Raw genomic sequence first — 24313 nt, forward strand, 5'->3', positions numbered from 1 at the left:
TTCCCGTCGGGGAAGAGAGTTCTCCCTTCCCCGCCGTCCCTTCGTTATTCCGTTCTGCTATTTGTTATCACCTAACAATATTTTTCCCCTTGCTCACCTTACGCCAGGATATTGATCGCCATTTGAGATCAAGGAACGCACATGGAACAACGCCGTTTTTCCGGCAAAGGTCACTGGTATCATGAAACCCAGTCAAATCGCTCACAGTCGGATGTCCTGCCGCTGGTGCCCGAAGCCGCTAATGTCGACGACCGTTTTTTGCTCGATTTAACCCTGCCTGAAGAGATTGTCGCCGCGTGTTCTGGCTGGCTTACCCCTGCCAGAGCTTTATGCCACCTGCTGTTTCCGCGCGATACCCCAGTGAACCGTCTGCATACGTTAAGCGCCTACGACAGGCTAAGCACTGCATTAACGGTGGCCCAGGCCTGCGGCGTTCAGAGGCTATGTAACCATTACGCCGCCCTGCTTACCCCGCTTCCTGGTCCCGATTCCTCACGCGAAAGCAATCGTCGCCTGGCGCAAATTACTCAGTACGCCCGCCAGCTTGCCAGCTCACCTGACGTCATCGACGATAAAGCCCAGAACCAGCTTGATGAGGTAGGTTTGACAACGTATGACATTGTGCTTATTAACCAGATCATCGGCTTTATCGGTTTTCAGGCGCGCGTTGTCGCCGTCTTCCAGGCGTTACTCGGACACCCCGTACGCTGGTTACCGGGACATCATATCCAGCCCCATACGCTGCCCGTCCATGCCCGCACGTGGGTGTCTATTCTGCCTGTTGTTGAACTGCGCTATGCCAACGCTCATCAGTTGGGTTCCCTTTCCCGCTGGCAGCCAGAGCCTGCACTTCAGGAGCTGACGCCGGTGCTTTGTCATGAGCCAGCGCTGCTCGATCTGACGGGTGAAATCCTGATAAACAGCCGCGAAGATGAATCTCCGACTCTTCTGGCGCTTTCCGCAGCGGTAGCGTTATTGACACATTCACCAGACCGTTTCAGTGCCGCGCAGTTTACTCCGCTGACGGACGAAGGGCTCCCTGCTGTACGGGCGATAAACCTGCTGACCCAAAGCGCATTTGGAGGCTGGCTCGAACGCCTTAGCATCGCCCTTGGCAAAGAGGAATAACCGTACTAATTACCCAAAGATCCCTTGCTGTGACAGTGAGAATCGCGTAAAACTGTCAGCCGCTCAATGGCTACGAAAATAGAACATTATGTTTCAGGACAACCCGCTGCTAGCGCAGCTTAAACAGCAACTGCATTCCCAGACGCCGCGTGCAGAAGGGGTCGTAAAAGCCACGGAAAAGGGCTTTGGCTTCCTTGAAGTTGACGCGCAGAAAAGCTACTTCATTCCGCCACCGCAGATGAAGAAAGTGATGCACGGCGACCGCATCACTGCCGTTATTCATACCGAGAAGGAACGTGAATCCGCCGAGCCGGAAACATTGATCGAACCGTTCCTGACCCGTTTCGTCGGCAAGATCCACAGAAAAGACGATCGTCTTTCTATCGTTCCAGACCATCCCCTGCTGAAAGATGCCGTTCCTTGCCGCGCCGCGCGTGGTGTTGAGCATGATTTTAAAGAGGGTGACTGGGCCGTAGCAGAAATGCGCCGTCATCCTCTGAAAGGCGATCGCGGTTTCTATGCCGAACTCACGCAGTTCATCACCTTTGGCGACGACCATTTCGTGCCGTGGTGGGTGACGCTGGCACGCCATAATCTTGAAAAAGAAGCGCCAAATGGCGTCGCGACAGAGATGCAGGACGAAGGTCTGGCACGTCGCGATCTGACCGCACTGGAGTTCGTCACCATTGACAGCGCCAGCACCGAAGATATGGACGATGCGCTGTTTGCTGAAGAGAGCGCCGATGGCAAGCTGCATTTGACCGTTGCCATTGCTGACCCTACCGCGTGGATTGTCGAAGGCAGTAAGCTGGACGATGCGGCAAAAATTCGCGCGTTCACCAACTATCTGCCTGGCTTTAACATCCCGATGTTGCCGCGCGAACTGTCTGACGACCTCTGCTCGCTGCGGGCGAATGAAGTGCGTCCGGTGCTTGCCTGCCGTATGACCATCGCCGCTGATGGTACGATTGAAGACGATATCGAATTCTTTGCCGCAACCATCGAATCGAAAGCCAAACTGGCTTATGACGACGTATCAGACTGGCTGGAGAACACCGGCAGCTGGAAGCCGGACTCAGACGCCATCGCTGCACAGATCCGTCTGCTGCATCGCATCTGCCTGAACCGTGGCGAATGGCGTAAAACCCATGCGCTGGTCTTCCGCGACCGTCCGGATTATCGCTTTGTTCTGGGTGAAAAAGGTGAAGTGCTGGATATCGTGGCCGAACCGCGTCGCATTGCGAACCGCATCGTTGAAGAAGCCATGATTTCTGCCAACATCTGCGCCGCACGAGTACTGCGCGACAAACTGGGCTTCGGCATTTACAACGTCCACACGGGCTTCGATCCGGCGAATACCGAAGCACTGGCCGCCCTGCTGAAAAACCACGATGTGCATGTTGACCCGGAAGAAGTTCTGACGCTGCAGGGCTTCTGCAAACTGCGCCGTGAGCTCGACGCTCAGCCGTCCGGTTTCCTGGATAGCCGCATTCGCCGGTTCCAGTCCTTTGCTGAAATCAGCACGGAACCTGGCCCGCACTTCGGCCTGGGTCTGGATGCCTACGCAACCTGGACCTCCCCGATCCGTAAGTATGGCGATATGGTTAACCACCGCCTGCTGAAAGCGATTATCAAAGGTGAAACCGTTGCGCGTCCTCAGGATGACACCACCCTGCAGATGGCCGATCGCCGCCGCCTGAACCGTATGGCAGAACGTGACGTTGGTGACTGGTTGTATGCCCGCTTCCTGAATGACAAAGCCGGTACCGAGACCCGCTTCCCTGCTGAGATCATTGATATCAGCCGTGGTGGCATGCGTGTACGCCTGGTGGATAACGGTGCTGTTGCCTTTATCCCTGCACCGTTCCTGCATGCTGTCCGCGATGAACTGACCTGTAGCCAGGAAAACGGTACCGTGCAAATCAAAGGTGAAACGGTTTATAAAGTCACTGACGTGATTGACGTAAACATTGCCGAAGTCCGCATGGAAACCCGCAGTATTATCGCGCGCCCTGTCGCCTGATAACCTGTTAAAATGTTGGCCCTTTCCATTAAGATTGGGCCAACATTTTCTGTTTTTCCCCCGTACAACGAAAACATCATTTTTTCTTACTATTTTCAATCTCCAGTCACCCAAAATCGCCAGAGTTATCTACAGTAAAAGAGTGTCGTAATGTTCGTTTACGTGAATTTTTATACGTTGAGTATCCTTTTTTACCCGAGTCGTTTTAATATAAGAAAATAGGGAAAAACAATAAGTTCACTTCGGTTTTGCCGCTCTTTTACTACGGAAAAGTCGACTGCCGATGAATATTTTTTGCGCTAACGAGCAGCCGCAGGAGAGAATATGATGGACGATCTGGAGCAGAATTTGCTGTTTCGTTACATGGGCACTCACAGCCCCTGGTGGCGACTGACAGCGGACAGCAATGCTCTGCATCTGGCCGCCAGCGAAAATACCGATGTCATTCAGGTGGTCGCACTCACTGATGAGCAAGCGGATCTTATTCGCCAGCTGACGGTTATTACTTCCAGTATCACAATGTCACTTTCTCTGTACGGGGCAGATGTCCCTGTGCATCTCGTTGGCCGTAAAATCAGTAAAAAAGAGTGGGCTGGCACGGCCTCCGCCTGGAATGACACCCCTTCTGTCGCCCGCGATCTGGTGCAGGGCCTCTCATTTGCCGAACAGGTTGTATCAGAAGCCAACTCCGTCATTGTTATCCTCGATCAGCATGGCAATATTCAGCGTTTCAACCGTCTGAGTGAAGAGTACACCGGTCTGAAAGAGCAAGAAGTCATTGGTCAGAACGTGTTTAAGCTGTTCATGAGCCGCAGCGAAGCGGCTGCGTCTAAACGTAATATTACCGGTTTCTTTCGTAACGGCAGTTCCTACGAAGTTGAGCGCTGGATCAAAACGCGCAAAGGGCAAAGATTGTTTCTGTTCAGAAACAAATTTGTGCACAGCGGCAGCGGTAAAAATGAAATTTTCCTTATCTGTTCAGGTACCGACATTACGGAAGAACGCCGCGCCCAGGAGCGCCTGCGCGTGCTGGCCAACACTGATACCATTACCGGGTTGCCAAACCGGAATGCCATTCACGAACTGATTTCTGATGCCATCGACGCCCGTGGGGAAAATCAGGTCGGCGTGGTGTACCTCGATCTGGATAACTTCAAGAAGGTCAACGATGCCTACGGACATATGTTTGGCGACCAGTTGTTGCAGGCTGTTGCCCTCGCCATCCTCAGCTGTCTGGATGAAGGCCAGGTACTGGCGCGACTCGGCGGCGATGAGTTTATTGTCATGGCGACAGAAACGTCGCAGAGCTCTCTGGAAGCGATGGCGTCGCGTATTCTGACCCGTCTGCGTCAGCCGTTCAGAATCGGTCTGATTGAAATTTACACGGGCTGTTCGCTGGGTATCGCCCTGGCTCCACAGCACGGTAACGATCGGGAAAGCGTTATCCGTAATGCGGATACCGCCATGTATACCGCAAAAGAGAATGGTCGGGGCAAGTTCTGCGTTTTCTCACCAGAAATGAACCAGCGCGTTTTTGAATATCTCTGGCTGGATACCAACCTGCGTAAAGCACTGGATAACGATCAGCTCCTGATCCACTACCAGCCTAAAGTGACCTGGCGCGGTGAAGTCAGAAGTCTTGAAGCATTGGTGCGCTGGCAGTCACCAGAGCGTGGGCTGATCCCTCCGCTGGAATTTATCTCGTATGCCGAAGAGTCCGGCCTGATTGTGCCGCTTGGTCGTTGGGTCATGCTTGACGTGGTTCGGCAGGTGGCTAAATGGCGTGACAAGGGCATTAACCTGCGCGTGGCGGTGAACGTCTCTGCGCGGCAGTTGGCCGATCAAACCATTTTCAGCGATTTAAAGCAGGCGCTTAAGGATCTGAATTTTGAATACTGCCCTGTCGACGTTGAATTGACCGAAAGTTGTCTGATCGAAAACGAGGAGCTGGCGCTCTCTGTGATCCAGCAATTCAGCCAGCTTGGCGCACAAATTCATCTGGACGATTTTGGTACCGGGTATTCCTCCCTTTCACAGCTGGCGCGGTTCCCCATTGATGCCATCAAGCTCGACCAGTCTTTTGTCCGGGATATTCTCGCAATCTTTGGTGCGGGCCATTGTGGCCGTTGCGCAGGCGTTAAACCTGCAGGTTATTGCCGAAGGTGTGGAAAGTGCAAAAGAAGACGCCTTTCTGACGAAGAACGGCGTCAACGAACGGCAGGGTTTCTTGTTTGCTAAGCCAATGCCCGCTGCCGCATTCGAGCGATGGCTAAAACGTTATCAGTCGCGAAAGATGCGTTAACTGGCTTTGCGTAATCCCGCCGCATGATGGCGGTTTTGCAGCATAACGAGGCGCTCCATATAGGCGATGTCTTTAGGTTCGAGGCAGAACGCGGCATCGACCCAGTCTTCCGTAATATCCATCAATTCGCTGCGAGGCAGTTGCAGAACGCGAGTACGGGCACGCAACATTGCCCTTACACCGTTCAGTTTCGGCAGCAGCGTATCAATAAACGTACGTACGGAGACATAGCCCTGCCCAGGTTCAAACAGCACATCCACTAACCCATGCTGTTCGTACCATTCTGCCGTATGAGACTCCCCTTTATAGATGAGTTCCTCTGCCAACTTCATGCCTGAACGACGTGCAACCAGCGAATACCCCCCCATGCCCGGGAACAGGTTAAAGGCAATTTCAGGGAAACCTAAGCGGGCATCGCGCTGGGCCAGAACAAAATGGTGCGCCAGAGCGGCCTCAAACCCACCGCCTAATGCACTTCCTTCGACCATCGCCAGTGTGATAGCACCCGTATCAAACCCCCGTGAAGCCGCATGTACGCAATCGACACAGGCTCGGGCATACGCACGTAACGCTTCCCGACGCCCGTTCTGAATGCAGTCCACGAAAAACTGCAAGTCTCCACCTGCATTGTACATATCCGGTACGAGCGACCCGGTTACCCAAAAATCGACAACAAAACCGGATTGCCGTACCAGCCAGGAGAGGTTCATGATCTCCTCAATCAATGCATGGTTAAAACAAGGTCGTGGCTCCGCCCGCAACATCATCCAGACCGTGCGACGTTCCGCCTCATAATAGCCTGCCAGCTGAGTGAAACGTTCAGCATCGGTAAACAGCGTACAGGTAGATTGGTTAATAACTGTCATAGTCTAATTCCTCATATAAAAAAGCGCCTTGCGCGCAGTTTTAGACTAATCCACTCATTAAGCCTGCTGCATGAGAGGAGATAAAATTATCACTTTCATTTATGTAATTTAGTTATTGCATTTTTTTCCCTTCTCTTTTGAATCCATTTTCTGCATCATTGAAAATATTAACTTTTCGCGCCTGAGGTGAGATTATGGCTAACATTGATACACTAACCGTGGCACAACGTATTGATACGGTGCTGGATATACTGGTTGCAGGTGATTATCACTCTGCGATCCGTAACCTTGAGATCCTGAAATCAGAGCTTCTGGCGCAAAATGGCAGCGAAATTACAGCTGAAAACACACAGCCCAAAGCCCCGTGGGAAGTGTAATCACACCGTTTCCGACCTCGTTTCGCTTTATTAAATGGATGCTATGAATTCCCGACAACAAATTATTTTGCAGATGGTCATCGATCAGGGACGCGTGAGCGTGGTCGATCTCGCCAAAACAACAGGTGTTTCTGAAGTCACAATCCGTCAGGATCTCAATCTTCTGGAAAAACAGAGCTACCTGCGTCGTGCGCATGGCTATGCCGTCCCACTCGACAGTGAGGACGTTGAAACGCGCATGATGAACAACTATGCCCTGAAGCGAGAACTGGCAGAGTTTGCTGCGTCTTTAGTGAGCAATGGCGAAACGGTCTTTATTGAGAATGGCAGCTGCAACGCTCTTCTGGCGCGCACACTTGCCGATCAAAAAAACGTCACTATTATCACCGTCAGTAGTTATATTGCGCATTTGCTCAAGGAGACGCACTGCGAAGTGATTCTGTTGGGTGGGATCTACCAGAAAAAAAGCGAGAGCATGGTTGGCCCACTCACTCGTCAGTATGTACAGCAGGTACATTTCAGTAAGGCCTTCATCGGCATTGACGGCTGGCAACCAGAAACAGGTTTCACCGGCCGGGATATGATGCGCTCGGATGTGGTTAACGCCGTGCTGGAAAAAGAGTGTGAAGCCATTGTGCTTACCGACAGTTCAAAATTTGGTGCGGTTCATCCCTACATGATGGGGCCGATATCTCGCTTTAGTCGCGTCATTACCGACGATCGCCTGAGCAATGACCACCGTCATCAACTCGAACGTGATGGCCTTATTGTCGACATTATTAAGAAATCGTCCTGAAGCTCTTTTGCGCCTGAATTCCGGGCGCACCCTCCCCCTCGTCTGAGATAATTCTCATCCCTCCTTTAAGAGTTTTTACCTGTTTAATCTACCTCAAAGACGTAGAATTATTATTAGCGATATAACAGGAAGTGACTATCACCTGCGTGATTATGTACACCTGCGCGACCAGCTTTCACGGGAACGGATTTTAAGTATGCAGCTTGTCTATACTTAAAGGGTACTCCTTTCTGTGAATCGATAATTCAGGAGAACGTATTATGTCTTTAACCAGCAAAAAATTAGCCGCCGCTGTTCTGGCCATCACCGTAGCAATGTCCCTGAGCGCGTGCTCTAACTGGTCTAAACGCGATCGTAACACCGCCCTTGGTGCCGGCGCGGGCGCTCTCGGTGGCGCAATATTAACAGATGGTAGTACGCTGGGCACATTAGGTGGTGCAGCTGTCGGTGGTATTATCGGTCACCAGGTGGGCAAATAACCACTAAAACGCCTCCACCGGCATAAAGATATATATTGAGCACATTGCAGGTCTGACTTACGCACGTAAAAAAAAGAGCCTCGGTATTAACCGGGGCTCATTTATTTTAACCACCTGCCAGTTTTACTTTCATACCTTTGGCTTCAAGCAACGATTTAATTAAATCACGCTTATCACCCTGTATTTCGATAATACCGTCTTTCACGGCACCGCCGCATCCGCATTTCTTCTTCAGCTCTGCCGCCAGCTTTGCCAGCTCCGCGTCATCCAGATCAAGACCGGAGAGCAGACACACGCCCTTTCCTTTTCGGCCGCTGGTTTGGCGCTGAATGCGAACGATGCCATCCCCCTTCGGGCGTTCCGTTTTCGCTTTCGGCTCATCAATGCGTCCGGTTTCGGTTGAATAGACCAGACGGCTGTTAGAATCGCTCATTACGCCCCCTTTTTCAGTGAGGCGTTGATAGCCTTAAGCGTCTCTGCCGGGTTTGCTGATTGCGTCACCGGACGCCCAATTACCATATAGTCTACGCCTGCAGCCATTGCCTGCTCAGGCGTCATAATACGGCGCTGATCGCCAATTTCGCTGCCCGCTGGACGGATCCCCGGCGTCACCAGTTTGAAATCCTGGCCCAGCTCTTTTTTGAAGCGCACTGCTTCCTGTGCCGAACAGACGACACCATCAAGACCGCAATTTTGCGCCAGACGCGCCAGACGTTCTGCATGCTCAGCAGGTGACAACGTCACACCCAGATCGCGTAAATCACTTTCATCCATACTGGTCAGCACAGTCACCGCAATCAGTAAAGGTGCATCGTTGCCAAACGGTACAAGCGCCTCACGGGCGGCCGTCATCATTCTCGCCCCACCCGATGCATGAACGTTCACCATCCATACGCCCAGCTCAGCGGCAGCGGCAACGGCGTGCGCCGTTGTGTTCGGGATATCATGGAATTTCAGGTCGAGGAAAACGTCAAAACCGCGCTGTTGCAGATCGCGAACGATTTGCGGACCAAATAGCGTGAACATTTCTTTGCCGACTTTCAGGCGGCAGTCGCGAGGATCAATACCGTCGACGAAGGCCAGCGCGGCGTCACGCTTATTGTAATCGAGAGCAACAACAACAGGAGAATCGGTAACTACGCGGGAAGCGGAGGAAGTAACAGACGTCATGACCAGCCCTTTTCGTCTATGGGCGCGCAGCGGCGCGGAACAGATAAACGGCCAGCATTCTACCTGCCAACGCCGCAAATTGACAGAATCGATTTTCTTTCCTGCCAGGCTGAGTTCCGCACGGAACCGAACGGTCTTTAAAAAACCATCAGTATGTTGTAACTAAAATAAAGTGTTTTAAAAAACTATTGCCCGTCGAGGCCGCGTATTGGCTTAATCGTCGACCATGCCCGGCATGACGGACAGTGCCAGTACAGCGTATAGGCAGTAAAACCGCACTTCTGGCAGCGGTATCGTGGTTTGCTGCGTACCTGCTCGCCGACCATGTCACGCAGTACCATCAGGCTCTCTTTGGCGCGCCCTTCTTCTGCGTCGTTCAGGTGGTAATCCATCAGCTTATGGAAGACGCGCATGGTTGGATGGCGCTGCAGCTGACGGGTGATGTAGACCTGCGCAGTGTCACTGCCTTCATGCTGCTCAACCACGTCAGAGAGCATCAGTTCGGCCGTTGCACCGGTATTTTCTTCCACACAACGACGCAGGAACGTGACCCACTCATCCTGTTTATCCAGCTGTTGATAGCAGGTTTGCAGCATTTCCAGTGTTTCACTGACCAGCTCTTTATCCTGGTCGATGACCCGTAACAGGTTTTCAACGGCTTTGGCAAACTCACCTTTCGCCATAAAGACGCGCCCCATCATAATGGAGATGCGCGCGCTATTGCGATCTGCGGCGGCCCCTTTCTTCAGCAACGTCATGGCTTTATCCATGTCGTCGTTGCCCATTTGCTGCAGAGCAAGCTCACAGTAGAAATGCGCTATCTCAACGCGCTGCTTGTCTTTCCCCAGCTTCACCAGCCGCTCGGCGGTATCAATGGCTTTCTGCCAGTCACTTGTGGCCTGATAAATCTGCAGCAATTGCTGCAGAGCGCTGATGCGGAAATCAGTTTCATCCACCAGCTGTGAGAACATGTCTTCAGCACGATCGTACAACCCCGCTGCCATGTAGTCCCGGCCCAGCTGTTGCACCGCCAGCAGACGCTGTTCGTAGGTTAACGAGGCACTTTCCATGAGGGTCTGGTGAATGCGGATGGCGCGGTCAACTTCTCCGCGAGAGCGGAACAGGTTTCCCAGGGTGAGATGCGCTTCAACGGTGCCGGTGTCCTCTTTCAGCATGTCGAGGAACAGGTCTACCGCTTTGTCCTGTTGATTGCTCAGGAGGAAGTTCACCCCCGCAACATAGTCGCGGGAGAGCCGGTTGGCTTCATCCTGTTTTGTTTGTTGCGCACTTCTGCGACCCATATACCAGCCATAGGCTGCAGCTACAGGCAGAAGCAGAAACAACAACTCGAGCATATTCGATTATTCCTTGACTACCGGTACACCAGAGCTTTCCGGAACGTCGGACGCAGGCGCAATGTGATGTTCGAGTCGTTTAATTTTACGTTCAGCGCGCACAAGAGAAACACGGGTTTTCAGCCAGAACAGGCCACAAACCAGCCAGCCGATGGCAAAACCCGCCGCGAATAAGACAGCAAGCAGGCTCGACACCCGATACTCGCCCTGCGCCAGCAGATAATTAAACGTCACCAGTTGATCGTTTTGTGCGCCCAGCGTGACTGAAATGACAAAAATCGCCAACACCAGTAAGAAAATGAGTAAATATTTCACATTACTTCCCGTTATGTGGTTCAAGCGAATAAAGTGTGTTCAACTCACCGTAATCAGTCTTATAAACTACCATTTTAGTGACGGGCGCGAAACGGAAAAAGTGACGCACCAGTCATGGATTTATGGGCAAAAGACGTAATATCAACCTTCACACCCCAGTTTGTTCCCTTTCAGCGATTTCTTGCTTCTCTTCCGGAGGTGGAGTCAGTGGCCCGCAGAGCCGTTCAGCAAGCCACGTCGCAAACGTCACCAGCACCCAGGAGATGAGCGTCGCCACGATCAGATCACGCGGCCAGTGCATCCCCAACAGTAAGCGGCTTCCCATCACTGCCGTTGCCCAGGCCAGTAACACCGCGATGGTTAGCGTCCGACGGCGCGGCCACAGTAGTCCAACCCCAAGCAATGCCCAACTGGCTGCAAACATGGTATGCCCGGAAGGAAACGCAAATCCGGTTTCTTTTTGCCAGTGCTTACGTAAAAATTTCGGAATGTCGTGTTGTTCTGCAAGCTGCTCTTTGACCAGATCCGCGCGATCTTTACGCTTTAAATTGTAGAACGCATCAACCGGGATATCGTGTGCTTTTTCCAGCCAGACAACAAAAGGACGCGGTTCCTGAACGTGATCTTTCACCCAGGATTTCACGCCCTGGCCAACCAGGATAGCCACGCCGAGAATGACAAAAAGCATCAACGCCGGGCGTAGTCGAAAACGCAGACACCACAGAAACCAGACACAGAGCAGCACATGGGTGATAATCCCCCACGGTTGCGTGACCGTTTCGGTGACCCAGTACAATGATTTAAGCCACAAGGCATTTTGCCCGGGCTGCCACATCCAGCCTGATATCCACACAGCCAGAGGCATAATAAGTAAGATGGCCGCGCCCGCTGCCGTTCGTCTGGCGATTGAAAGCATGTCTTCTCCTTTTTCGCTAAGCGTCACAATCATAACTGAATTTCACTGGATGCGTGGAGATGTCGGATCGTGCGTTTAACGTTCGTATAGCATGGCGGCAATTAGGCGAACACGCTGAGCTTGTGGCAAAATGAACAGATACAAAAAGCCAAACAGGCGAAAGGCACGAAACGTGTCAGCCTACTCTGGAGAATCACATGCAGCTTAAACGTGTGGCAGAAGCCAAACTGCCAACCCCCTGGGGCGATTTCCTGATGGTGGGTTTTGAAGAACTGGCAACCGGGCAGGATCACGTCGCCCTGGTGTTTGGTGACATTTCAGGACAAACGCCGGTTCTGTCCCGCGTTCACTCGGAATGTCTGACCGGTGACGCCCTGTTCAGCCTGCGCTGTGACTGCGGTTTCCAGCTTGAAGCCGCGCTGTCGCATATTGCTGAGGAAGGCCGTGGGGTGTTGCTTTATCATCGTCAGGAAGGCCGCAACATTGGCCTGCTGAATAAAATCCGCGCCTACGCGTTGCAGGATCAGGGTTACGATACCGTTGAGGCTAACCACCAGCTTGGTTTTGCCGCTGACGAGCGTGATTTCACCCTGTGTGCAGATATGTTCAAGCTGCTCGGCGTGGATGAAGTCCGCCTGCTGACGAACAACCCGCGCAAAGTGGAGATCCTGACAGAAGCCGGTATCAATATCGTTGAGCGCGTACCGCTGATTGTCGGACGTAATCCGAAAAATGCGCACTACCTCGATACCAAAGCCGCCAAAATGGGTCACCTGCTGAGCGAGTAATCCTTGTTAATGCCCGGCCACGCCGTTGCGCGCCGGGCATATCCTGTTAATTCAGCATGTTACGAATCACATAATGTAAAATGCCGTCATTCTGGTAATAGGTCAGCTCTGTTGCCGTATCGATGCGGCACCGACACTCCAGCACCTCCGTTTTCCCCCCGACGCGCGTGAGCGTCACAGGAACCGTTTTACCTGGCTGCAGGTTCTGCAGACCGCTAATATCAATCTGTTCTTCTCCGGTCAGCCCCAGTGTTTTACGGCTGACACCCTGCGGGAACTCAAGCGGCAGGATCCCCATCCCGATCAGGTTTGAACGGTGAATACGTTCAAAAGATTCAGCAATAACCACCCGTACCCCCAACAACCGGGGTCCTTTCGCAGCCCAGTCACGGCTGGAGCCTGAACCGTACTCCTTCCCGGCGATGACGGCCAGCGGCGTGCCTTCCTGTTGATACCTGACTGCAGCATCGTAAATCGCAACGACCTCCGTCCCCGGTAAATGACGCGTCATACCACCTTCCACCCCCGGTACCATTTCGTTACGGATACGGATATTGGCAAACGTCCCGCGCATCATCACTTCGTGGTTACCACGGCGTGAACCGTAGGAGTTAAAATCCCGCCGTTCCACGCCATGGCTTTGCAGGTAGCGGCCTGCCGGACTGTCGGCTTTGATACTCCCCGCCGGTGAAATATGATCCGTGGTGACGGAATCCCCCAGCATCGCCAGAATGCGCGCACCGTGAATATCCTTAAGAGGCTCAGGCTGCACCTGCATTTCATCAAAGAACGGCGACAGGCGGATATAGGTTGAATCGTCCTGCCAGTCGTAGGTATCGGAACCGGCCACGTTAATGACTTTCCACTCCGGCGTACCTTCAAACACCTCTGCGTACTCTTTATGGAACATCGCGGTAGATACCTGCTCAACGGCGCGGGCGATCTCCCGGGAAGACGGCCAGATATCCTTGAGATAGACGGGGTCATTATTGCGGTCGTGGCCAATCGGATCGGTCACCAGGTTGATATTCATGTTCCCGGCCAGAGCGTAGGCCACAACCAGCGGTGGCGATGCCAGCCAGTTGGTTTTCACCAGCGGATGGATACGTCCTTCAAAATTTCGGTTTCCGGAAAGCACGGCACCGACGGTGAGATCACCTTGCTTAATTGCCGCTTCAATGGGTTCTGGTAGCGGGCCAGAGTTACCGATGCAGGTGGTACAACCGTACCCGACCAGGTTAAACCCCAGCTCATCGAGATATGGCGTGAGTTTGGCCTTCGCCAGGTAATCAGACACCACTTTCGACCCCGGAGCCAGAGAGGCTTTGACCCACGGCTGTGGTTTCAGCCCCAGCTCCACCGCTTTTTTTGCCAGCAACCCGGCGGCCATGAGTACGCTGGGGTTCGACGTGTTGGTACAGGAGGTAATGGCCGCAATCACAACGGCTCCTTCAGGGAGCTGGTACTGATGTCCGTTCATGACATAGTCGACCGGACGGTGGTCTTTTTGTGCGGCGTTCACTTCCAGTTCGTTACTGGCCGCAAATGCATTCGGCACATTGTTCAACGCAACGCGATCCTGCGGACGTTTTGGCCCGGCCAGACTTGCCTCTACCGTCCCCATGTCCAGCTCAAGGGTGCTGGTGAATACCGGTTCATCGCCAGGATTGCGCCACATACCCTGCGCTTTGGTGTAAGCCTCTACCAGTGCCACCTGTTCTTCACTGCGGCCACTCAGGCGCAGGTACTCCAGCGTTACGCCATCAATCGGGAAAAAGCCGCAGGTTGCACCGTATTCCGGCGACATATTGGCGATGGTGGCCCGATCCGCCAGCGGGAGCGAATCAAGTCCGTCGCCATAGAATTCAACGAACTTACCCACGACGCCGTGCTGGCGCAGCATCTGGGTCACGGTCAGCACCAGATCGGTTGCGGTGATCCCTTCAGAGAGTTTGCCTGTGAGCTTAAAGCCCACCACATCGGGAATGAGCATCGATACCGGTTGCCCCAGCATCGCCGCTTCGGCCTCAATTCCTCCGACGCCCCAGCCTAAAACGCCCAGGCCGTTGATCATGGTGGTATGTGAATCAGTGCCTACCAGCGTATCAGGATAGGCTACCCACTCTTTATCCTGCAGCTCACTCCAGACGGCTTTGCCCAGATATTCGAGGTTCACCTGATGACAAATCCCGGTGCCAGGTGGAACAACGCGGAAACGGCTGAATGCCTGTTGCCCCCACTTGAGGAAGACATAGCGCTCGTGGTTACGTTCCATCTCCAGGCGAACGTTCTCATCAAAAGCATCGTCGTCGCCAAAGCGATCCACAGTCACGGAGTGGTCAATCACGAGATCAACGGGGGATAGCGGGTTAACTTTCGCCGTATCGCCGCCCAGGCGCTTAACCGCTTCACGCATCGCGGCTAAATCAACAACGGCAGGAACACCGGTAAAGTCCTGCATCAATACCCTTGCCGGGCGATAGGCAATTTCTCTGTCAGCATGAGCATCCTTTAGCCACCCTGCCAGAGCGTGAATATCCTCGGCGGTGACGGAGTCACCATCCTGCCAGCGTAAGAGGTTTTCCAGCAGAACTTTCAAAGACTTGGGTAAACGCGAAATGTCTCCAAGCGTTTGGGCTGCCCGCGACAGGCTATAGTAGTGCCAGGTTTTATTTTCGGCCTGCAACGTGTCCTTACTGGCTTCGCGTAGGGTTAACGACATAAGCTCCTCCATAATTACAGGGATACCCTGACAATCATCAGGGCCGTAATTAAAGATAACACAAAGATGTCGTAACGTTTTGATAACAACCCAAATGGACAAATTTTGGAGTGGCTCAAAGTGGGTATAAAACAAAAAACCCCGCCGTAGCGAGGTTTTACAATTTAGTGGAAGGCCAGCCAGAGAAGCTGACACCAGAAGAGAATCGACACTGAGAACACTCCGATCCACGACCAGTATTTGAGCGTTGTCATGTTATTCATCGCAGGGACACCAGACTTTATTTATTAAAGGTTCTGAGGTCTGCCCTCAGTTCTATATTGCTGATGTGTATTTATTAAAGAGTACAAAAGCACAGAGACATTATTCAAACTATTTGCATCGTTACGCAATAAACTAAATTATTGTTTTTTGGGCTCGTCTTCCGCGAACACATCAATAAAGGCTTGCTGCTGCGGCGTCAGTGTCCAGGACTCGGGTACAGTGGTCGCAGGTGTCTTGCGAGTTTTGCGACCATTGTCACGATGCTGACGCATTTGCTTTACCGTTTCTGCACGTACAGTCACTGCCATATTCAACCCCAATATTTCCAGGCCATGAGAGCAACCACCACCCAAAACAGGGCAGAGAGAAGGAAAGTCGCCAGCCAGGCTTTACGCTTGAGCGCAGGATCCCTTTGCGGCCCTTTACTTTCTGAAGATGGTGCTGACCTCATACAATCGACATCGCTTATCATTTAGAGACCAAATAATTGGTATAAGTAATCATCTGTTGAGATAAATCCTAAAGAAACTTTAGCCGAAAAGCCAGTGAATTTACGTATCCGATCGGAGGAAATATTCAATCTTTTGACCAGAAATAAATAATTGAAAAGAATTATTTGCGAACCCCCAATTTACTTTCTACTTTTGTCGCAAATTTGCGACAGTATAACCTTAAAAATAAAATGGGTTATGACATTATATGGCAGTGGGTTACAGATGATGATAATTCTGATTAGCATTAAAAAGTTATTTCGGTATCTTTGCGTGGGGGAAAGATACCGGGAGTGATTATTTAGCCGGAAGCTTAATGTCTTTAAACATTTCTTCGATATCTTCATTGGAACGCAATGCCACGGCCGTATCGACCACGTCACGCGTTAAATGCGGTGCAAAGCGCTGAATAAAATCATACATATAGCTACGCAGGAACGTGCTGCGGCGGAAACCAATCTTGGTGGTGCTATGGCTGAAAATATCATGCGCATCAAGACGCACCAGGTCCGGATCAGAGACAGGATCAACAGCCATGCTGGCAATAACGCCCACGCCCAACCCAAGCCGCACATATGTCTTAATGACGTCAGCATCCGTTGCGGTAAAGACGATACGCGGCGTTAACCCTGCCCGATTAAATGCCGTATCAAGCTCAGAGCGTCCGGTAAAACCGAAGGTATAGGTGACTAACGGATATTGCGCCAGCTCTTCAATAGTGACCGCCCCTTTACCCGCCAGCGGGTGATCGGGCGTCACCACAATAGAACGGTTCCAGTGGTAGCACGGCAGCATAACCAGATCGTCATACAGGTGGAGCGCTTCTGTCGCGATGGCGAAATCCGCATTGCCCTTTGAAACAGCTTCTGCGATTTGCGTCGGAGACCCCTGATGCATATGCAACGACACGCGCGGATAACGCTCAATAAAGCCCTTAATCACACCAGGTAGCGCATAACGGGCCTGAGTATGGGTAGTGGCAATATACAGAGAACCTTTATCCGGCCAGGTATGTTCGCCCGCGACAGACTTAATCGCATCAACTTTGGAAAGGACTTCCCGTGCGATCCGAATAATTTCCTGCCCTGCCGGAGTCACCTGCGTGAGGTGCTTACCGCTACGGGCAAAAATCTGAATACCTAACTCGTCCTCCAGCATGCGAACCTGCTTGCTGATGCCGGGCTGCGAGGTATAAAGCCCCTCGGCGGTAGAAGAGACGTTAAGGTTGTGATTCACCACCTCAACGATATAACGAAGCTGCTGTAGTTTCATGCCAGACCATCCGATTTAGCGCATGCGGTCAATCGCTTAAGACGATTTGATAATAAGAAATGGGTTAACTATAACCACTATATCATTTATAGCCTGACTGTATAGTACGGAACCAAAAATAATAACAACGTAATAAAAAAGGGCCGGAAGTCCGGCCCTTTTACAGGTAAGTTACGGTAAGTGAAGGTTATTTTTTACCTTCCACCCATTTACCGTCAACAAAGAACGCTGACCAGCCGGTCGCCTTGCCCTCTTTCTCCGCAGCGACATACTGCTGCTTCGTTTTACGGCTAAAACGCACAACGGTCTTATTACCTTCAGGATCCTGCTGTGGCGCATCGGCCAGATAACGCAGTTTCTCCGGCAGGCGATCGCGGAAGCGATGCAGCTCCTCGACCAGCGGTGCGCGGGTTTCACGCGATTTCGGGAAGGTGTTAGCGGCGAGGAAGACCCCGGCAGCGCCATCACGCAATACGAAATACGCGTCTGACTTCTCGCACGGCAGCTCTGGCAACGGAACCGGATCTTCCTTCGGCGGAGCAACTTCGCCATTACGCAGGATCTTACGCGTGTTCTTACACTCGTCGTTGGTACACGCCATGTATTTACCGAACCGCCCCATTTTCAGGTGCATTTCGGAACCACACTTCTCGCACTCAACAATCGGGCCGTCATAGCCTTTAATGCGGAACTCGCCCTCTTCAATCTCATATCCATCACACGTCGGGTTATTACCACATACGTGCAATTTACGTTTTGGATCGATCAGGTAGCTGTCCATTGCCGTGCCACATTTCTGGCAGCGACGCTTGGCGCGCAGCGCGTTGGTTTCCGCATCGTCGCCTTCCAGCACGTTAAGAACTTCGTTCTCGGGTACCAGGTTAATGGTGGTTTTGCAACGCTCTTTCGGTGAAAGTGCATAGCCGGAGCAGCCCAGGAATACCCCCGTTGTTGCGGTACGGATCCCCATCTTACGGCCACAGGTTGGGCAATCGATGCTGGTCAATACCATCTGGTTTGGCAGCATTCCACCCTCTTCAGGATCTTTCTCAGCTTTATCAAGCTGATTGGTAAAGTCGCTGAAGAAGCTGTCGAGTACCTTTTTCCATTCCGCCTGGTGGCTGGCAACCTGGTCGAGGCTGTCTTCCATTTGCGCGGTGAAATCGTAGTTCATCAACTCACGGAAGTTCGCTTCCAGACGGTCGGTGACAATTTCACCCATTTTTTCAGCATAGAAACGACGGTTTTCAACCCGGACGTAACCACGATCCTGAATGGTCGAAATAATCGACGCATAGGTAGATGGACGGCCAATACCGCGTTTTTCCAGCTCTTTAACCAGTGATGCTTCGCTGAAGCGCGCAGGTGGTTTGGTGAAGTGCTGTGCCGGGATCAGGTCAACCAGAGACAGTTCATCACCTTTGTTTACCGCAGGCAGCGTTCTGTCTTCGTCGCCTTTACGCAGCGCAGGCATAACTTTCGTCCAGCCGTCGAAACGCAGAATACGGCCACGCGCTTTCAGGCGGAAATCCCCCGCGCCAACGGTCAGGGTGGTGGAGTCATACTGCGCAGGCGTCATCTGGCACGCCACAAACTGACGCCAGATCAGCTGGTACAGTTTCTGCGCGTCGGCTTCCATATCCTTCAGTGATTCAGCCAGTACGGAAACGTCAGAAGGACGAATCGCTTCGTGCGCTTCCTGAGAGTTCTCTTTACTGGCGAACTGATTTGCGTTTTCCGGCAGGTATTTCTTACCGAAATTATCGCTGATATAACCGCGCACCATGTTGACCGCGTCCTGGCTCAGGTTCGTGGAGTCAGTACGCATATAGGTGATGTAACCCGCTTCATACAAGCGCTGCGCCATCATCATGGTTTTCTTCACGCCATAACCCAGACGCGTGCTTGCCGCCTGTTGCAGCGTAGAGGTAATAAACGGTGCGCCAGGTTTGCTGCTGGTCGGTTTGTCTTCACGCTCCAGTACCTGATAACGCGCTTTTTCCAGCAACGCCACTGCGGCCATCGTCTGGTCGCGGTTTTCAGGACGGAAAGGCTTGTCGTTCTGATGGCTTACCTGCAGCGGTAAAGCATCGCCGCCCGGCGTGGTGACATTGGCATCCACTTCCCAGAACTCTTCCGGGACAAATGCTTTAATTTCACGCTCGCGCTCAACCACAAGGCGTACGGCAACAGACTGCACACGCCCGGCAGACAAGCCACGGGCAATCTTTTTCCACAGCAGTGGAGAAACCATATAACCCACAACACGGTCCATAAAGCGACGTGCCTGCTGTGCGTTTACACGGTCAATATTCAGTTCACCTGGCTTCTCAAATGCCTGACGAATTGCATTCTTCGTAATTTCGTTAAACACTACGCGGCTGTAGCGTTTGTCGTCACCCCCGATCACTTCCCGCAGGTGCCATGCAATGGCTTCCCCTTCGCGGTCAAGGTCGGTTGCGAGATAGATATGGTCTGCTTTTTCAGCAAGCTGTTTCAGCTCGTTAACGACTTTTTCTTTCCCTGGCAGCACTTCATATTGTGCATCCCAGTCATGCCACGGGTTTACACCCATGCGGTTGACAAGCGCGCTACGTTCATCCTTTTTAGGCTTTTTAGCCCCTTTGGTGGAGGTAGAGTCTGCGCTCTTTTTGCTGGCTGAGCCACTGGTCGGCAAATCGCGGATATGACCCACGCTGGACTTAACCACGTAGTCATTACCCAGATACTTATTGATCGTTTTGGCTTTTGCCGGGGACTCAACGATGACGAGAGCTTTACCCATGTTCACCTTTACCTAATTTAATTCTTCCAGGAATACGCCGCATGTTGATTTCCCTTCCGCTGACGACGAGCCATTGATATAGCGGCTGTGCCAGGGGATATCAACCCCTTTGTCTTACCAGACGTCACACAATTAACGCCCAGGTGATTGAGTTATCGGGTATTTTTTTACAGCAAATATAATTCGTGACGAATTCCCGGTCGAATGTCAAGCAATTCTGTTGCCAGAATGACGAAAGCGCACACTGTACCTGATAAAATTCGTTACGCAACTTTATTAGCATGCAAAAGCAAATCCTGCCAGCCTGGCCCCTGCTCCTTACCCCCTCACATTACAGGGAAAATTTGCCCCCAAAGCGCCCTCGGCGTAGACTATCGTCACTGTTTAAGGAGTGGATTATGCAGAATACGACCCAACCGATTGACCGAGCCTCTCTGCTTATCGAAGCAAACAAACTGATTCGCAACCATGAGGACACCCTGGCGGGCATTGAAGCCACTGGCGTGGAACAACGTAATGGCGTGCTGGTTTTCAGCGGCGAATACTTCCTTGATGAACAGGGTTTGCCTACCCCGAAAAGCACCGCCGTGTTTAACATGTTTAAATACCTGGCACATACGCTTTCAGAGAAGTATCACCTGGTCGATTAATGCAAAACGCGAGGCAAATGCCTCGCGTTTTTGTTTACAGCAGCGGTTTTTGTCCGCGTTGCAACCAGCGTAACAGAAGGCGATCCGCGCTCTCTGCCGCGCTATTGGTAAAGCGGTCAAGCAGTCGTTTACGCTGGGTAAAGCGTACACCAATAAGCTCACGGCCTTCCATCAGGTTCAGCAGCAGATCGTCACTGGTGCCAACCTCATCCACCAGCCCTTTCTCCTGCGCCTGAGTGCCGTACCAGTGTTCACCCGTTGCTACCTGCTCAATATCGAGCGCCGGACGCATCTGGTGCACAAAATCTTTAAAGAGATGGTGTGTTTCGTTAAGGTCTTCGCGGAATTTTTGACGCCCCTCTTCCGTATTTTCACCCAGCAGCGTCAGAGTGCGCTTGTACTGACCCGCCGTGTGCAGCTCAATGTCAATTTCCTTACTCTTCAGGAAGCGGTTGAAGTTCGGAATTTGCGCGACGACGCCGATGGAGCCAATAATGGAGAACGGTGCCGCCACAATTTTGTCCGCCACACAGGCCATCATATAGCCACCGCTCGCCGCAACTTTATCCACCGCAATGGTCAGCGGGATCTGTTTTTCACGCAGGCGCTGGAGTTGCGAGGCCGCCAGCCCGTAGCCGTGAACCACACCACCAGGGCTTTCAAGACGCACAACCACCTGATCCTGAGGTTTGGCCACGGCAAGCACGGCCGTGACTTCTTCGCGCAGGGATGACACTTCATGTGCATCCATACTGCCTTTAAAGTCGAGCACATAAACGCGGGGTTTTGCCTCGCCCTGCGGGGTGTTAAGCTTTGCTTTCGCCTTAGCGACTTTAGCTTCCTGTTTGTGCTTTTTCTTCTGCACCTTATGCCACAATTTCTGCTGATGGCTGTCGAGCAACGCCAGTGACATATCTTCCTGCATCTCTTTATATTGTTCGCTCAGGCGAGTAATGCGTAACTCACCACGCTGACGCTTGCGCTGTGTCAGGTTGACAATCAGAGCGGCGATCGCCGCGATGGCAATCACCACCGTCACGATTTTTGCCAAAAACAGCCCATATTGAGAAAGTAATTCCACGCGTTTCACCTTGATTTAACCACGATTCTTTCACGGCAGTGTACAACAGCCCTGCTCATGCGTCTCGCTCGTGACATTACCTCTGCGAGCCGCCTTCAGGAATCCCCTGATTCTGGTTTAAATATTTGCAAATTGTTAATTTCACAGTAATGCGTCCTGTAGACTGATTGAATTCTCATGCTAATTCGGGCATAAAGCCGAAAAGTCATAAAAGAAGGCGCAATCGCCGCTCAGTGCGCCAGAGGAGTCACCGTGCATTATCAACCGCAAAAAAATCTGCTGCAGAACCGGATCATTCTTGTCACTGGTGCCAGTGACGGTATTGGTCGCGAGGCTGCCCTGACGTACGCTGAGTATGGCGCGAGCGTCATTCTGATTGGCCGTAACGAAGAAAAACTAAAAGGTGTAGCGCAAGACATTAACGCTGCAGGTGGCATTCCTGCCCGCTGGTACACGCTCGATTTACTGACCTGTACGCCAGCAACGTGTCAGGAACTGGCGCAACGTATCAGCGCACACTATCCACGTCTGGACGGGGTGCTGCACAACGCCGGTCTGTTGGGAGAGGTACGCCCAATGGATGAACAAGATCCTGATATATGGCAGCAGGTGATGCAGGTCAACATCAACGGCACATTTTTCCTGACCCAGGCATTGCTTCCTTTATTACTCCGTTCCGAATCCGGCTCACTGGTCTTCACCTCCTCCAGCGTGGGGCGCGAGGGACGCGCAAACTGGGGGGCTTATGCTGTCTCAAAATTTGCCACTGAAGGGATGATGCAGGTGCTGGCGGAGGAGTATCAGAGCCGTCATCTGCGCGTAAACTGCATTAACCCGGGTGGAACACGAACGAAGATGCGGGCTAACGCCTTCCCCACGGAAGATCCGCAGAAACTGAAGACCCCGGCAGATATTATGCCGCTCTATCTCTGGCTGATGGGTGACGACAGCCGCCGCAAAACAGGGATGACCTTTGATGCCCAGCCAGGCCGTAAACCGGGGATTTCGCAATGAGTGAAGAACGTCATCAGCAGCGCCAACAGCGCCTGAAAGAACAGGTCGATGCCCGCGTCGCTGCCGCCCAGGACGAGCGTGGGATCATCATCGTCTTTACCGGCAACGGCAAAGGCAAAACTACCGCCGCGTTTGGCACTGCCACACGCGCCGTCGGGCACGGACAAAAAGTGGGGGTGATCCAGTTTATTAAAGGCGAATGGCCCAACGGTGAGCGTAACTTACTGGAACCGCATGGCGTTGAATTTCAGGTGATGGCGACCGGGTTTACGTGGGATACCCAGAACCGGGAGACCGACACCGCTGCCTGCCTCGCTGTCTGGGAGCACGCCAAAAGAATGCTGGCCGACCCCGCACTTAACATGGTGTTGCTGGATGAAATAACCTATATGGTGGCCTATGACTATCTGCCGCTGGAGGCCGTACTGGACGCGCTGAAGAACCGTCCTGCGCATCAGACGGTAATCGTCACAGGGCGCGGATGTCATCGGGATATTCTGGAGTTAGCGGATACCGTCAGCGAATTGCGTCCGGTTAAACATGCGTTCGATGCAGGAATCAAAGCGCAAGCTGGGATTGATTACTAAAAAAAAGCCCGGTTACTTAACCGGGCTTTTATGCTTAACCGTTGTTGTTACGGCTGCCAGAACGGCGATTGCTGCTCACCTGGCTGTGGCGTTTCACCGCACGACGGATCTGATTCGCCTTCATTCGACGACGATCTTTCTCCACCGCCACTTTAGAGGTGGTTTCCGCCGTCAGTTCAACCAGCTCTCGCAGGTAGTTGGTCTGGGTGAGGTCCAGTTCGGTATAGCCGCCACGCGGCAGACCTTTTGGCAGCAGAATGTCGCCATAACGTACGCGGATCAGGCGGCTAACCTGCACGCCAACCGCTTCCCACAGACGACGAACCTCGCGATTACGGCCTTCTGTCAGGGTCACGTTGTACCACTGGTTAATACCTTCACCACCGGTAAATTTGATGGTTTTGAACGCCGCAGGGCCGTCTTCCAGCTGAACGCCACGCGACAGGTCGCGCAGTTTATTTTCATCAACCTGGCCGAATACACGCACGGCGTATTCACGTTCAACTTCACGGCTTGGGTGCATCAGACGGTTTGCCAGTTCACCATCGGTGGTAAACAGCAGCAGACCGCAGGTGTTTACGTCAAGACGACCGACGGCAATCCAGCGAGCACCGCGCAGCTTAGGCAGACGGTCAAACACTGTCGGACGACCTTCCGGGTCATTACGGGTACACAACTCGCCTTCCGGCTTGTAGTACGCCAGCACACGGCAGATCTGTTCAGCGGACTCTTTGACCGAGATTAGATGACCGTCGATACGGATCTTCAACCCCGGTACGATTTCTACGCGGTCACCCAGCGTGGCGATTTTACCGTCCACACTCACGCGACCTGCTTCAATAATGGCTTCGATTTCACGACGTGAGCCGTGGCCGGCGCGCGCCAGCACTTTCTGTAACTTCTCGCTCATTGAGCTTCCTCAGGTGTCGCCT

At 52.5% G+C, this 24313-nt stretch carries 23 protein-coding genes and 1 pseudogene; 10 read left to right on the forward strand and 14 right to left on the reverse strand.

Annotated elements, in window-relative coordinates; all coding sequences use genetic code 11:
* The first annotated feature begins 141 nt into the window (after positions 1-141).
* The 3 genes and pseudogenes from ACHHZ6_RS00325 to pdeR all read left to right on the forward strand — a co-directional run bounded on the left by ACHHZ6_RS00325 (position 142) and on the right by pdeR (position 5453).
* Positions 142-1128 (forward strand): CMD domain-containing protein, encoded by a 987-nt coding sequence (locus ACHHZ6_RS00325; RefSeq protein ID WP_196390053.1) that lies wholly within the window; start codon positions 142-144, stop codon positions 1126-1128.
* An 88-nt stretch (positions 1129-1216) separates the two neighbouring features.
* Positions 1217-3151 (forward strand): exoribonuclease II, encoded by a 1935-nt coding sequence (locus tag ACHHZ6_RS00330; protein WP_395121485.1) that lies wholly within the window; start codon positions 1217-1219, stop codon positions 3149-3151.
* Between the two features lie 324 nt (positions 3152-3475).
* Positions 3476-5453, forward strand: a pseudogene (gene pdeR, locus ACHHZ6_RS00335) (cyclic di-GMP phosphodiesterase).
* Here the strand turns inward: pdeR and ACHHZ6_RS00340 are convergent.
* Positions 5450-6319 carry a crotonase/enoyl-CoA hydratase family protein gene (locus tag ACHHZ6_RS00340; RefSeq protein ID WP_182271640.1) on the reverse strand — a complete coding sequence of 290 codons (870 nt, stop codon included), beginning with the start codon at positions 6317-6319 and terminating at the stop codon, positions 5450-5452. The pseudogene pdeR and the gene ACHHZ6_RS00340 sit on opposite strands and share 4 nt — an antisense overlap.
* Positions 6320-6513: 194 nt before the next feature.
* Between ACHHZ6_RS00340 and ACHHZ6_RS00345 the strand changes: the two genes are divergently transcribed.
* The 3 genes from ACHHZ6_RS00345 to osmB all read left to right on the forward strand — a co-directional run bounded on the left by ACHHZ6_RS00345 (position 6514) and on the right by osmB (position 7971).
* Complete coding sequence (locus ACHHZ6_RS00345) at positions 6514-6696, forward strand: hypothetical protein (protein ID WP_182271641.1); 183 nt, start codon at positions 6514-6516, stop codon at positions 6694-6696.
* A 43-nt stretch (positions 6697-6739) separates the two neighbouring features.
* Positions 6740-7492, forward strand: a complete 753-nt coding sequence (locus ACHHZ6_RS00350; protein WP_182271642.1) for a DNA-binding transcriptional regulator YciT — start codon at positions 6740-6742, stop codon at positions 7490-7492.
* Positions 7493-7752: 260 nt separating this feature from the next.
* Entirely contained in the window at positions 7753-7971 is a 219-nt protein-coding gene (osmB, locus tag ACHHZ6_RS00355) for an osmotically-inducible lipoprotein OsmB (protein ID WP_182271643.1), read from the forward strand.
* 106 nt (positions 7972-8077) lie between these two features.
* On the opposite strand, the gene yciH is transcribed toward osmB, so the two are convergent.
* From yciH to pgpB, 5 genes are all read right to left on the reverse strand, one after another.
* The gene (yciH, locus tag ACHHZ6_RS00360) at positions 8078-8404 is read right to left on the reverse strand and encodes a stress response translation initiation inhibitor YciH (RefSeq protein ID WP_395121487.1); all 327 of its coding nucleotides are present in this window, start codon (positions 8402-8404) and stop codon (positions 8078-8080) included.
* Positions 8404-9141, reverse strand: a complete 738-nt coding sequence (pyrF, locus tag ACHHZ6_RS00365) for an orotidine-5'-phosphate decarboxylase (RefSeq protein ID WP_182271645.1) — start codon at positions 9139-9141, stop codon at positions 8404-8406. Before pyrF ends, yciH begins: the two co-directional genes overlap by 1 nt.
* A 185-nt stretch (positions 9142-9326) precedes the next feature.
* The gene (lapB, locus tag ACHHZ6_RS00370) at positions 9327-10496 is read right to left on the reverse strand and encodes a lipopolysaccharide assembly protein LapB (RefSeq protein ID WP_182271646.1); all 1170 of its coding nucleotides are present in this window, start codon (positions 10494-10496) and stop codon (positions 9327-9329) included.
* 6 nt (positions 10497-10502) lie between these two features.
* Positions 10503-10811, reverse strand: a complete 309-nt coding sequence (locus ACHHZ6_RS00375; protein ID WP_182271647.1) for a LapA family protein — start codon at positions 10809-10811, stop codon at positions 10503-10505.
* Positions 10812-10959: 148 nt separating this feature from the next.
* Positions 10960-11727: a phosphatidylglycerophosphatase B gene (gene pgpB, locus ACHHZ6_RS00380; protein WP_182271648.1), complete on the reverse strand. Its 768-nt coding sequence runs from the start codon at positions 11725-11727 to the stop codon at positions 10960-10962.
* A 197-nt stretch (positions 11728-11924) separates the two neighbouring features.
* Between pgpB and ribA the strand changes: the two genes are divergently transcribed.
* Entirely contained in the window at positions 11925-12515 is a 591-nt protein-coding gene (gene ribA / locus ACHHZ6_RS00385) for a GTP cyclohydrolase II (RefSeq protein WP_182271649.1), read from the forward strand.
* A gap of 46 nt (positions 12516-12561) precedes the next feature.
* Here the strand turns inward: ribA and acnA are convergent, their stop codons facing one another.
* The 6 genes from acnA to topA all read right to left on the reverse strand — a co-directional run bounded on the left by acnA (position 12562) and on the right by topA (position 20049).
* Positions 12562-15237 carry an aconitate hydratase AcnA gene (gene acnA / locus ACHHZ6_RS00390; protein ID WP_395121490.1) on the reverse strand — a complete coding sequence of 892 codons (2676 nt, stop codon included), beginning with the start codon at positions 15235-15237 and terminating at the stop codon, positions 12562-12564.
* A 164-nt stretch (positions 15238-15401) separates the two neighbouring features.
* Complete coding sequence (gene ymiC / locus ACHHZ6_RS00395) at positions 15402-15500, reverse strand: small membrane protein YmiC (protein ID WP_230857801.1); 99 nt, start codon at positions 15498-15500, stop codon at positions 15402-15404.
* A gap of 138 nt (positions 15501-15638) precedes the next feature.
* Positions 15639-15809, reverse strand: coding sequence for a hypothetical protein (locus ACHHZ6_RS00400; protein ID WP_182271651.1), 171 nt, complete (start codon positions 15807-15809; stop codon positions 15639-15641).
* Between the two features lie 2 nt (positions 15810-15811).
* Positions 15812-15973: a YmiA family putative membrane protein gene (locus tag ACHHZ6_RS00405; RefSeq protein ID WP_182271652.1), complete on the reverse strand. Its 162-nt coding sequence runs from the start codon at positions 15971-15973 to the stop codon at positions 15812-15814.
* Between the two features lie 316 nt (positions 15974-16289).
* Positions 16290-17264, reverse strand: coding sequence for an HTH-type transcriptional regulator CysB (cysB, locus tag ACHHZ6_RS00410; protein WP_014170373.1), 975 nt, complete (start codon positions 17262-17264; stop codon positions 16290-16292).
* Positions 17265-17451: 187 nt separating this feature from the next.
* Positions 17452-20049: a type I DNA topoisomerase gene (gene topA / locus ACHHZ6_RS00415; RefSeq protein WP_182271653.1), complete on the reverse strand. Its 2598-nt coding sequence runs from the start codon at positions 20047-20049 to the stop codon at positions 17452-17454.
* A 398-nt stretch (positions 20050-20447) separates the two neighbouring features.
* On the opposite strand from topA, the gene ACHHZ6_RS00420 reads away from it, so the two are divergent.
* Entirely contained in the window at positions 20448-20699 is a 252-nt protein-coding gene (locus tag ACHHZ6_RS00420) for a YciN family protein (RefSeq protein ID WP_014070502.1), read from the forward strand.
* Between the two features lie 34 nt (positions 20700-20733).
* On the opposite strand, the gene sohB is transcribed toward ACHHZ6_RS00420, so the two are convergent.
* Positions 20734-21780: a protease SohB gene (sohB, locus tag ACHHZ6_RS00425; RefSeq protein WP_395121494.1), complete on the reverse strand. Its 1047-nt coding sequence runs from the start codon at positions 21778-21780 to the stop codon at positions 20734-20736.
* Between the two features lie 252 nt (positions 21781-22032).
* Between sohB and ACHHZ6_RS00430 the strand changes: the two genes are divergently transcribed.
* On the forward strand, positions 22033-22794 hold the full coding sequence (locus tag ACHHZ6_RS00430) for a YciK family oxidoreductase (protein ID WP_395121496.1): 762 nt from the start codon (positions 22033-22035) through the stop codon (positions 22792-22794).
* Positions 22791-23381, forward strand: coding sequence for a cob(I)yrinic acid a,c-diamide adenosyltransferase (gene cobO, locus ACHHZ6_RS00435; protein WP_182271656.1), 591 nt, complete (start codon positions 22791-22793; stop codon positions 23379-23381). Before ACHHZ6_RS00430 ends, cobO begins: the two co-directional genes overlap by 4 nt.
* Positions 23382-23415: 34 nt before the next feature.
* Here cobO and rluB read toward each other — a convergent pair whose 3' ends face one another.
* Positions 23416-24291, reverse strand: a complete 876-nt coding sequence (gene rluB, locus ACHHZ6_RS00440) for a 23S rRNA pseudouridine(2605) synthase RluB (RefSeq protein ID WP_182271657.1) — start codon at positions 24289-24291, stop codon at positions 23416-23418.
* Between the last annotated feature and the right edge of the window lie 22 nt (positions 24292-24313).

Origin of the sequence: Enterobacter cloacae complex sp. 2024EL-00214, from assembly GCF_043945575.1 — a bacterium.
GTDB classification, from domain to species: domain Bacteria; phylum Pseudomonadota; class Gammaproteobacteria; order Enterobacterales; family Enterobacteriaceae; genus Enterobacter; species Enterobacter cloacae_P.

Excerpts from the sequence above, each read along its gene's own strand:
- ACHHZ6_RS00325 (WP_196390053.1), top strand. The coding sequence starts at position 142 with ATGGAACAACGCCGTTTTTCCGGCAAAGGTCACTGGTATCATGAAACC.
- ACHHZ6_RS00330 (WP_395121485.1), top strand. The coding sequence starts at position 1,217 with ATGTTTCAGGACAACCCGCTGCTAGCGCAGCTTAAACAGCAACTGCAT.
- ACHHZ6_RS00340 (WP_182271640.1), bottom strand. The coding sequence starts at position 6,319 with ATGACAGTTATTAACCAATCTACCTGTACGCTGTTTACCGATGCTGAA.
- ACHHZ6_RS00345 (WP_182271641.1), top strand. The coding sequence starts at position 6,514 with ATGGCTAACATTGATACACTAACCGTGGCACAACGTATTGATACGGTG.
- ACHHZ6_RS00350 (WP_182271642.1), top strand. The coding sequence starts at position 6,740 with ATGAATTCCCGACAACAAATTATTTTGCAGATGGTCATCGATCAGGGA.
- osmB (WP_182271643.1), top strand. The coding sequence starts at position 7,753 with ATGTCTTTAACCAGCAAAAAATTAGCCGCCGCTGTTCTGGCCATCACC.
- yciH (WP_395121487.1), bottom strand. The coding sequence starts at position 8,404 with ATGAGCGATTCTAACAGCCGTCTGGTCTATTCAACCGAAACCGGACGC.
- pyrF (WP_182271645.1), bottom strand. The coding sequence starts at position 9,141 with ATGACGTCTGTTACTTCCTCCGCTTCCCGCGTAGTTACCGATTCTCCT.
- lapB (WP_182271646.1), bottom strand. The coding sequence starts at position 10,496 with ATGCTCGAGTTGTTGTTTCTGCTTCTGCCTGTAGCTGCAGCCTATGGC.
- pgpB (WP_182271648.1), bottom strand. The coding sequence starts at position 11,727 with ATGCTTTCAATCGCCAGACGAACGGCAGCGGGCGCGGCCATCTTACTT.
- ribA (WP_182271649.1), top strand. The coding sequence starts at position 11,925 with ATGCAGCTTAAACGTGTGGCAGAAGCCAAACTGCCAACCCCCTGGGGC.
- acnA (WP_395121490.1), bottom strand. The coding sequence starts at position 15,237 with ATGTCGTTAACCCTACGCGAAGCCAGTAAGGACACGTTGCAGGCCGAA.
- ymiC (WP_230857801.1), bottom strand. The coding sequence starts at position 15,500 with ATGAATAACATGACAACGCTCAAATACTGGTCGTGGATCGGAGTGTTC.
- ACHHZ6_RS00400 (WP_182271651.1), bottom strand. The coding sequence starts at position 15,809 with ATGGCAGTGACTGTACGTGCAGAAACGGTAAAGCAAATGCGTCAGCAT.
- ACHHZ6_RS00405 (WP_182271652.1), bottom strand. The coding sequence starts at position 15,973 with ATGATAAGCGATGTCGATTGTATGAGGTCAGCACCATCTTCAGAAAGT.
- cysB (WP_014170373.1), bottom strand. The coding sequence starts at position 17,264 with ATGAAACTACAGCAGCTTCGTTATATCGTTGAGGTGGTGAATCACAAC.
- topA (WP_182271653.1), bottom strand. The coding sequence starts at position 20,049 with ATGGGTAAAGCTCTCGTCATCGTTGAGTCCCCGGCAAAAGCCAAAACG.
- ACHHZ6_RS00420 (WP_014070502.1), top strand. The coding sequence starts at position 20,448 with ATGCAGAATACGACCCAACCGATTGACCGAGCCTCTCTGCTTATCGAA.
- cobO (WP_182271656.1), top strand. The coding sequence starts at position 22,791 with ATGAGTGAAGAACGTCATCAGCAGCGCCAACAGCGCCTGAAAGAACAG.
- rluB (WP_182271657.1), bottom strand. The coding sequence starts at position 24,291 with ATGAGCGAGAAGTTACAGAAAGTGCTGGCGCGCGCCGGCCACGGCTCA.